This window comes from Mesorhizobium sp. Cs1299R1N1, assembly GCF_037179655.1.
In the GTDB taxonomy this organism is placed as follows: Bacteria; Pseudomonadota; Alphaproteobacteria; order Rhizobiales; family Rhizobiaceae; genus Mesorhizobium; species Mesorhizobium salmacidum.
The window spans coordinates 1-553 of record NZ_JAPYKR010000113.1; the positions used below are offsets into that span (position 1 = coordinate 1).

General features: G+C 59.1%; 1 protein-coding gene. It reads right to left on the reverse strand.

Features of this window, described 5'->3' with window-relative positions; all coding sequences use genetic code 11:
• Nucleotides 1-140: 140 nt before the first annotated feature.
• Nucleotides 141-437: a co-chaperone GroES gene (gene groES, locus O7A70_RS33950; protein ID WP_337144224.1), complete on the reverse strand. Its 297-nt coding sequence runs from the start codon at nt 435-437 to the stop codon at nt 141-143.
• Nucleotides 438-553: the final 116 nt, after the last annotated feature.

The window sequence follows — 553 nt, forward strand, 5'->3', positions numbered from 1 at the left end:
GTCGGCGAGGATGTTGACGCCGCGCAGCATGCGCTCGCGGGCGTCACGGGAGAATTTTACGTCTTTGGCAGCCATGTTTTAGCTCCTGGCAGGGGCTCGGATAGAGCCCGAAAAATTCAAGTTGAAGATGAGGCCGATGATCAGCCGGTGATGCCCATGATGTCGGATTCCTTCATGATCAGAAGGTCTTCGCCATTGAGCTTGACTTCGGTGCCCGACCACTTGCCGAACAGGATGCGGTCGCCAGCCTTGACGTCCAGCGGAACCAGCTTGCCAGCTTCGTCACGAGCGCCGGAGCCGACGGCGATGATCTCGCCTTCCTGCGGCTTTTCCTTTGCCGTATCCGGGATGATGATCCCGCCGGCGGTCTTGGATTCGGATTCGACCCGGCGAACGACCACGCGGTCATGAAGCGGGCGGAACTTGGAGTTTGCCATTTTGGATTTCCCTGGTGCGGATGTGGACGATTCCCCGTTGCCGGGAGCGCGATTAGCACTCACCTAGGCAGAGTGCTAACAATGGCTGGATAGGCCGTCGACGGTCGCAAGTCAAG